This window comes from Burkholderia sp. 4NA327C6, assembly GCF_005502655.1.
Taxonomy (GTDB): domain Bacteria; phylum Pseudomonadota; class Gammaproteobacteria; order Burkholderiales; family Burkholderiaceae; genus Burkholderia; species Burkholderia contaminans.
Genome location: NZ_SCNZ01000073.1, coordinates 20,262 through 28,904 on the forward strand (window position 1 = coordinate 20,262; position 8,643 = coordinate 28,904).

The 8,643-nt window shown below is 69.3% G+C and carries 7 protein-coding genes; 1 reads left to right on the forward strand and 6 read right to left on the reverse strand.

Features of this window, described 5'->3' with window-relative positions:
* Positions 1–5: 5 nt before the first annotated feature.
* Complete coding sequence (locus tag FFS49_RS39060) at positions 6–521, forward strand: SRPBCC family protein (RefSeq protein WP_105816041.1); 516 nt, start codon at positions 6–8, stop codon at positions 519–521.
* A 46-nt stretch (positions 522–567) separates the two neighbouring features.
* On the opposite strand, the gene FFS49_RS39065 is transcribed toward FFS49_RS39060, so the two are convergent.
* The 6 genes from FFS49_RS39065 to FFS49_RS39090 all read right to left on the reverse strand — a co-directional run bounded on the left by FFS49_RS39065 (position 568) and on the right by FFS49_RS39090 (position 8,329).
* Positions 568–1,617 (reverse strand): ABC transporter ATP-binding protein, encoded by a 1,050-nt coding sequence (locus FFS49_RS39065; RefSeq protein ID WP_105816042.1) that lies wholly within the window; start codon positions 1,615–1,617, stop codon positions 568–570.
* Between the two features lie 28 nt (positions 1,618–1,645).
* Positions 1,646–3,193 (reverse strand): iron ABC transporter permease, encoded by a 1,548-nt coding sequence (locus tag FFS49_RS39070; RefSeq protein WP_224755759.1) that lies wholly within the window; start codon positions 3,191–3,193, stop codon positions 1,646–1,648.
* A 53-nt stretch (positions 3,194–3,246) separates the two neighbouring features.
* A complete protein-coding gene (locus FFS49_RS39075) occupies positions 3,247–4,281 on the reverse strand; it encodes an iron ABC transporter substrate-binding protein (RefSeq protein WP_039361167.1) in 1,035 nt (344 codons plus the stop codon).
* Between the two features lie 65 nt (positions 4,282–4,346).
* Positions 4,347–5,651 (reverse strand): iron uptake transporter deferrochelatase/peroxidase subunit, encoded by a 1,305-nt coding sequence (gene efeB / locus FFS49_RS39080; protein ID WP_105816044.1) that lies wholly within the window; start codon positions 5,649–5,651, stop codon positions 4,347–4,349.
* A gap of 11 nt (positions 5,652–5,662) precedes the next feature.
* Positions 5,663–6,796, reverse strand: a complete 1,134-nt coding sequence (locus tag FFS49_RS39085) for a hypothetical protein (protein WP_105816045.1) — start codon at positions 6,794–6,796, stop codon at positions 5,663–5,665.
* Between the two features lie 66 nt (positions 6,797–6,862).
* Positions 6,863–8,329 (reverse strand): carbohydrate porin, encoded by a 1,467-nt coding sequence (locus FFS49_RS39090; RefSeq protein ID WP_105816046.1) that lies wholly within the window; start codon positions 8,327–8,329, stop codon positions 6,863–6,865.
* Positions 8,330–8,643: the final 314 nt, after the last annotated feature.

The window sequence follows — 8,643 nt, forward strand, 5'->3', positions numbered from 1 at the left end:
GCTGCATGGCGGAATACCGGTTCTCGACGATCTGGCGCGTGGACGCGCCGCTCGCGGCGGTGTGGGACGCGATCTACCAGGTCGACCGCTGGCCGGACTGGTGGAAGGGGGCCGTGCGCACCGTCGAGATCGAGCCGGGTGACGCGCGCGGCGTTGGCGCGCTGCACCGGTACACGTGGAAGGGGGCGCTGCCTTACCGGTTGACCTTCGACATGCGCGTGCGACGCGTCGAGCCGCCGCATGCACTCGAAGGTCGCGCGAGCGGCGCGATCGAAGGTGACGGATGCTGGTCGTTCGTCGCCGACGGTGCCCGTACGATCGTGCGCTACGACTGGCACATCCGCACGCACGTGCGCTGGATGAACCGGCTGGAGTTGCTCGGTCGCCCGCTGTTCCGATGGAATCACGACGTCGTGATGCGTGAAGGCGCGAAGGGGCTCGCGCGGCTGCTGGGCGCGGCGGTCGAGACGGAGGGGCGGACGTTCCGGCCGCTGCCGGATGCGGGCTGCGCCGATGCCTGAACGCGGGTGAACGCGAGGAAAAGCGCGTAGCGGCGTGCTGCGCCGCTCAGCACGCGTACGCCATCACCGCGCCATCCACCACCAGTGCGACACGTTCGCCGACGGCCGGACACCGGTGTCCCGGCACGCGTGCGCGCACGCGCACGTCGCCATCGGCATCGAGCCGCAGGAGCACGTCGGCGTCCTGGCCCGCGAACTGCGCGGCTTCGACACGCGCCGTATGGCCGCGCGCCGCATCGGCGTGCGTGAGCGGCACGATGCCGATCTGCTCGGGACGCAGCATCGCATCGGCCGGACCGTCCGGCAGCGGCGCGACGAGCGGCAGGTCGCCGAGCGCGCAGGCGATGTGCGTGCCGCGCACGCGGCCGGCGAGCAGCACCGCCTGCCCGACGAACGACGCGACGTCGCGCGTGACGGGCTGACGATACAGCGTCTGCGGCACGGCCGTCTGCACGAGCCGGCCATGCCACATCACGGCCACTTCATCGCCGAGCGTCATCGCCTCGGGCTGGTCGTGCGTGACGAGCACCGATGTCGCGCCGGCTGCGGCAAGTGCATCGGCGACTGCGCTGCGCGTTTCGTGGCGCAGCGACGTGTCGAGCGCCGAGAACGGTTCGTCGAGGATCACGAGCGATGGCTCGGGCGCGAGCGCGCGTGCGAGCGCGACGCGCTGCTGCTGCCCGCCGGACAGTTGCTGCGGCGCACGGCTCGCATACGACGCGGGCAGCCCGACCATCTCGAGCAGTTCGTCGACGCGATGATGGCGCCGCCGCGCCGCGCGCGGCAGCCCGAACGCGATGTTGTCGGCCACCGACAGATGCGGAAACAGCGCCCCTTCCTGCGGCACGTAGCCGATCCGGCGCTGTTCGGGCGGCACGTGCACGTCGGGCGCGGCCACGCGGCGGCCGTCGATTTCGACGGTGCCGCGCTCGGCGCGCTCGAAGCCGCACAGCACGCGCAGCAGGGTCGTCTTGCCGCTGCCGGACGGGCCGAGCAGCGCGAGGCGCGAGCCGCGCCGCACCGTGAGGTCGATGTCGTGCAGGACGGTATGCGATCCGAACGATTTCGACAGGCCGTGGATGCGTAGTTCGCTCATGGGCGGTTCCGGGGAAAAAGGGCGTCGCTCAGTTGCGCACCGACGCGCGGCCGAGCAGCAGGAACAGCAGTCCCGATGCGCCGAGCGACAGCGCGACGAGCAGCGCCGCGTAGGGCGCCGCGGCGGCGAATGCGAGCGTCGCCGTATCGCTCCACACCTGCGTCGCGAGCGTGCGGGTGCCGATCGGCGACAGCAGCAGCGTCGCGTTGAGTTCCGTCACGACCGAGATGAACACCATCGTCGCGGCTGCGCCGAGACCGGGTGCCGCGAGCGGCAGCACCACGCGCGTGAGGGTCGCGCGCCAGCCAAGGCCGAGTGAGCGCGCGGTTTCCTCGAGCCGGGCCTGCACGTGCGACAGCGCGGCGCGCACGCTGACGACCGCGAGCGGCAGGAACAGGATCGCGTATGCGCCGACGAGCGCGGGTGCGCTCTGGTAGAGCGGCTGCAGCAGTCGCACCGTGATCGACACGATCGCCAGCGCGACGACGATGCCCGGCACACCCTGCACGGTCATCGCGGTGCGCTCGAGCAGCGTTGCGACGCGGCCCGGATAACGGACCAGCAGGAACGCGAGCGGCAGCGCGAGCAGCGTCGTGACGGCTGCGGCCATCAAGCCATAGCCGGACGATGCGAGCGTGGCCTGCCACAGCAGCTCGGGCGACACGTCGGCCGGCGTGACGGCGGCCGCGCCCTGTTGCGTGAGCCAGTAGCCGATCATCGCGAGCGGGACGCCGAGCGTCGCGGCCGCTAGTGCGGCGAATGCAACGGTGACGGGGCCGCGCAGACGGCCAAGCGGGTAACGCATCGCGACGCGGCGCGCGGCGCGGTGCGTATGGCCGTAGCGCGCATGGCCGCGTGCGCGCGCTTCGAACGCAAGGCACAGCAGGCACAGCGCGATCAGCACGCAGCCGAGCAGCGATGCGCCGCCGCCGTCGAATGCGGTGCGATATTCCGCGTAGATCTCGGTCGTGAACGTGCGAAAGCGCAGCAACTGGAATGCGCCGAACTCGGACAGCACGCCGAGCGCGACGAGCAGCATCCCGCCGCACAGCGCGGGGCGCAGCTGCGGCAGCACGACGCGAAAGAAGGTATGCCACGGCGAGCAGCCGAGTGTGCGCGCGCTTTCTTCCAGCGCGGGATCGAGCTCGCGCAGCGCGGCGGCCACCGGCAGGTAGACGAGCGGGAAGTACGCGGAGGTCAGCACGATCAGCGCGCCGAGGAAATCCTGCAGGTCGAGGCTCAGCGACACCCACGCGTAGCTCGTGATGAACGGCGGCACCGCGAGCGGCGCGGCCGCGAGCGCGGTCCACAGCGGCCGGGCGGGCAGGTCGGTGCGCTCGATGAACCACGCGAGCGCCGTGCCGAGCAGCGTGCACGCGAGGGTCGCGGCGAGCGTGATCGACAACGTGTTGACCAGCAGTTCGCCGACGAGCGGGCGCCACAGCAGCTCGATCGCATCGTCGATGCCGAAAGTGGCCGCGCGGTACAGCGTGAAGCCGAGCGGCAGCAGGATCGCGAGCGGCCCGCACGCGGCCGCGGCGACGAGTGCGCGTGACGGGCGGCGCCGTGTCGTCATGTGCTCGCCGCCGCGTGCGGCGCGTGCCGTGCGGGACACGGCGTCGCTCATGGTCAGAGCAGACCGGCCTGGCGCAGCAGCTTGCCGGCCTGGCTGTCATCGCCGAGCTGTTCGAACGTCAGCGCCGGCGGGGTCAGTTCGTTGAACGGCTTCAGGATCGGATCCGGAGCGACGCCCGGATGCAGCGGATACTCGAAGCTGATATGGCCGCCGGCCATCAGTTTCTGCGCGCGCTCGCTGACGAGATACGCGACGAACTTCTGCGCTTCCGGCTGGTGCTTCGATGCCTTCAGCACCGCGGCGCCGGACACGTTGACGGCACCGCCGACGTCGCCCTTGCCGAAGTGGTAGATCGCGCTGCGGGTCGACTTGTCGCCGAGCTCGGCGTGCAGGCGGTCCCAGTAGTAGTTGTTGACGATGCCGGTCAGCACGCCGCCGCGGTTGACGGCCGCCGTCACGCCTTCGTCGTCGTCGAAGATCTGCGCGTTGGCCTTCAGGCCCTTCAGCCATTGCAGCGTCGCGGCTTCGCCGTGCAGGGCGAGCACCGCGCTCACGAGCGGCAGGAAGTCCGCGTCGCTCGGCGCGACACCGACCTTGCCCTTCCATTCGGGCTTCGCGAGATCGAGCAGCGAAGCGGGCAACTGCTGCGGCTGGATTTTCGCGGTGTTGTAGATAAGCACGTTCTCGCGCGCGAGCACGCCGACCCAGTTGCCGTCCGCCGGGTTGAAGCGCGCGGGCACCGACTGCAGCGTGGCGGCGTCGGTCTTCGCGAACAGGCCCTTGCGGTCGAGCAGCACGAGCTCCGGCGAGTTCTCGGTGAAGTACACGTCGGCCGGCGTGCGGTCGCCTTCCGCGACGAGCTGCGCGGCGAGCGCCGGGCCTTCGCCCGAGCGCACCTTCACGGTGATGCCGCTCTGTGCTTCGAAGTCCTTGACGAGTTGGTTGACGACCTGCTCGTGCTGCGCGTTGTACAGCGTGAGCGTCGCGGCGTGTGCACGCGCGGCGTGCAGTGCGCCGGTCAGCATGAGCGCGGCGGCCGCCGCGGAAATCAGGTGCCGCAGCGGGCGGCTAACGGGTGAAGTGTTCATGTGGTTTTCAGCAGGTTGCACCCGGCCGGGCCGGGAAGGTGTGCGTTGCCTTGCGTTGCGTGTCGTCATGCCTCGAACAGCGCGGCGCCGATGTACGAACCTGGTTGCGCGCCCGGCGGACACGCGAAGATCGCGCTGCCGACGTGCGTGGTGAACTGGTTCATGATGTCCAGCTTCGCGAGCTTCTCGTTGATCGGAATGAAGCCCTTGCGCGGGTCGCGCTGGTGCGCGACGAACATCAGCCCCGCGTCGTACTCGGTCTGCTGGCGCCACGGCGGCCAGCGCTCGATGTAGAAGTTCGTGCTGTCGTTGTACGAGTACGCGCGGCGCAGGATCTGCGCGCCGTTGTTCAACTGCGGCGACGCGAGACGCGCGTGCGAGTTGTCGGGGATCACCGGGTTGCCGTCCTTGTCGGCCGCGTCGAGATCGAGTGCCTCGAACTCGTTCTTCTGGCCGAGCGGCGCGCCGCTGTACTTGTGACGGCCGACCACCTGCTCCTGGAAGCCGAGTTCCGTGTTGTCCCAGTGCTCGAGCGTGATGCGGATCCGGCGCACGACCGTGTAGGTGCCGCCGTTCATCCATGCCGGGCCTTCGCTGCCGGCCCACACGAATTCGTTCATCGCGGCCGGGTCGGACATTGGCGGATTCATCGTACCGTCCTTGAAGCCCATCAGGTTGCGCGGCGTTTCGCCGGGCTTGCCCGACGTGAAGCCGGCCTGGCCCCAGCGCATCTGCGTTGCCTTCGCACCGAGGCGAACGAGCTGGCGCACCGCGTGGAACGCGACCTGCGCGTCGTCCGCGCACGCCTGGATGAACAGGTCGCCGCCGGTCTTCTCGGGCAGCAGCTGGTCGCCGTTGAAACGTGGCAGGTCGACGAGCGCAGCGGGGCGGTGCTTCGCGAGGCCGAAGCGGTCCTTGCCCGCCAGCACGAACATGCCGGGGCCGAAGCCGAACGTGATCGTCAGGCGCGCAGGGCCGAGGCCGAGCGCGTCGCCGCCGTCCGCCGGCGCGACTTCGTCGCTGCCCGTCGTGGCAAGCGGTTGCGCGGTATCGCCGCGCGTCATCCGCGCGGCGGCGTCGGTCCAGGTCTTCAGCAGCGCGATGACATCCGCGCGCTGGGCCGTCGTCAGGTCGAGCGCCGCGAAATACGCGTGGCGCTGCTGCGGCGTCGCGATGCCGCTCTGGTGCTTGCCGTAGAACGGCTCGACGTCGTCATGCGCGGAAGCGGGCGCGGGCGCGGCGGCGGGTGCATCCGCCGCCTTCGCGGCCGGGATCGACGCCGCCGCGAGGCCGGCGGCCACCGCGGCGCCGCCCGCCTTCAGGAAGCCACGCCGCGCGGGGCGTGGTGGCTGGTTGGAATCGTCTGCCATGATGGGCTCCGTTACTTCGCGAGCAACAGCGTGTTGACGTCGTCCGCGACGTAGTAGAAACCGTCGCCTTCAGGTGTCATCGCGATGCCGAACAGGTTGCCGTTGCCGGGGGGCGTCTGCGCCTTGTCGGTGTTGATCCAGCGCGCGTAGATCTGCTTGCCGGCAACCGGGTCGATTTCGACGACCTGGCCGTTCTGCGCATTGGTTGCGAGCAGGTGACCGTTCGGTGCGGTGGCGAGCGCGAGCGGGCGGCGCAGGAAGCCGTCGGCGGTGACCTGGCGGCCGACGCCCGCGCTGGTGTCGCGCGTGAGCGGGTCGTCGATCTCGACGATGCGGTTGCCGATCGCGTCCGACACGTACAGCTTCTTCTGGTCGCCCGACAGCGCGAGGCCGGTCGGGCCGACCAGGAACACGCCCTTGTCGGCCTGCGCGCCGAGGCCGCTCGCGACGACCGTTTCCTGTTTGATCACGGGCGGCTTGCCGGCCGGCACGTCGAGGTCGAGACGCAGTACCGTCGCCTGCTTGTAGACGGGCGGATTGCCGTCCGCGCCGCCGACGCCGAAGCCGGCCATGCTGACGAACAGCGTCGCGCTGTCGCCGCGGTCGACCACGGCCATGTTGCCCCACGGGTCGTTGATGTTGGGCGTCGACCACGTCGACGCGATCTTGCCTTGCGGATCGAGCACGATCAGGCAGCCGGCGCCCTTGGTGTTGGTCGTGCCGTCGTTGCTCGGCGTGCTGCCGACGATCACCCAGCCCGACTTGAGCATCGTCATCGCCGTCGACAGGCCGACGCCCCCGGGGCACGCCTTCAGGTCGCGCGGGATCGACGCGAACAGGCTCAGCTGCTTCGTCGACGGGCGGTAGTTGACGATCGTGCTGCCGGTGCCTTGCAGGTTCGCCGAGTTGTTGAAGTTGTCGACGAGCACGTCGCCCGCCTGGATCGTGCCGGCCGACACCGGCGCGACCGCGATCGCGTAGGGGTTCTGGTCGCCGTTGTCCGGCACCGTGTTGACGAGCGTGGTGTGGCGATGCACGGTCTCGAGGAAACCTTGCGGCTCGGCGAGTGCGCCGGCGGCGGCCGTCAGCGCGGCGGCGGCCAGTGCGCCCGTCGCGAGGCGGCGAAGCGGGGCGGATCGAATCATGTGAATCTCCTGGGGGGCGCGCCGTCCGGGCGGCGCGCGAAAATGGTCAGCGTGGGCGCGTCACGCTCAGAACGTGATCGTCGTACGCGCGCCGATCACGAATGTGTTGCGCAGCGGCTGGGTCGCGTCGCTCGGGTTCTGGCCGGCGCCGGCATTGAACGTGTACTGCGCGTCGGCCTGGACGATCCACCACGGGTTGACCTGGTACTGGTAGGTCGCTTCGAGCGTCGTCTCGCGGGTGCGCACGCCGTACGGGCCGGTCGCGAACGTTCGCGCGGTCTGGTCGAGGTCGGTCACGTGGTTGCCGACCTGGATGTACGTGACGCCGAGGCCGACGCTGTCGTTGTCGCGGCCTTCGAACGGCGCCTTCAGCACGATCCCCGCGTTGGCCGAGAAACTCACCAGGTTGCGGTCACCCGGCGCGCCCATCACGCGCGCGAACACGCCGAGGCTGCGCGGGCCGGTCGGGTCGGGGCGCCAGATCATCTGGTCGGCCACCGCGTAGAAGCTGTAGTTGCCGTGACGCTGCTGCGCAGTGCCGTTCGACGCCGGGTCCGCGAGCGACAGCCCGTCGGTGCCGACGTTCTGGTCCGCGAAGCGGCCGTTGTGATACCAGACGCCGATCTTGTAGGTGCCCGGCAGCCCGTTCGAGCGGCCGGTGTCCATTTCGCCGTCGGACGGCTGGTTCAGCGCGTACTGCAGTTCGCCGATATAGAGCGCGCCGTTGTGCAGGTTGAAGTTGGTGCCGCTCAGGTTATTCGGGTTGTTGCCGAGCGGATCGCCGTCGAACACGCCTGCGAGCGCGGTGAGCTTCGGCGTGATCTGCGCGCGTACGCGCACGCCGAGACCCGCGAGCGGATAGGCGGGGCCGCCGTTGGGCAGGTCGTACGACGGCAGCGCGGGCCAGCCGAACATCGTGTTGACGAACGTGTTCGCATACGTGCTGACCATGAATTCCTGGTCCAGGCTCTGCTGGCCGATCTTCACGTCGACGCGCTTGTCCATGAACGACTGCTGGTACCACAGCTCCCACAGGCGCGTCGTGCCCTGCGCCTCGATGCCGCTCGCAGTGTTGAGCGTGCCGAGATTGCGCGTACTCAGGTTGGTGCCGTGGATCTGCAGCGCGCTGACGTTGAACGTGCCGCCGGGCAGGCCGATCGCCTTCTGCGTGTCGACCGTCAAAGTGGCCGTCGTCAGCCCGTCGTAGGCGCCGCCGCGGTTCAGGCCGCCGCGCACGTTCGCGAGGTATTCGCTGGTTTCGGTGATCAGCAGCGTCGCGCCATACTTGCCGAGCCACGGGCGGATGCCGCCCATGTCGCCGAGCAGGTTCTGGCGCGTCCAGATGCCGGTCCACATGTTGGTCGGCTTCGCCTGGATCGCCAGGTCGGCTTCGGGGGCTTCGGGCTGTGCGTCGACCGGCACGGCGGCAAAAGCCGCCCCGCTCGCGAACGATGCGCACGCGAGGATGGCCGCACACGCGGCGGGGCGCATCCGGGCCCGGATGTTGTCTCCCTGGAACGACGCAAACTTCATATCAAATCCCTGGTTCTATTTAGTCTGGAGTCCTGCTTGTCGGTCGCTGTCCGGACACTCGGCACTGATTGGCCGGAGCATGAAGATGAACGCAACGCGGCGCATCGTAGGAGTGTCAAATGCGAAAGTCAATGTAAACAAGAATGATTCGCATCTAAATTACTGGATGTAATCCACGTCCTTACGGATGGGGTCCGACAGGTGTTTAGTACTCGGGTAAACCGTAAATATCGGTGTAATGAAAATGAATGGCTCGATGCGGATCGATGGGTCCGGGGGGGCGGGGCGCAGGAGGCACCCGGCGGGCGTCGGAT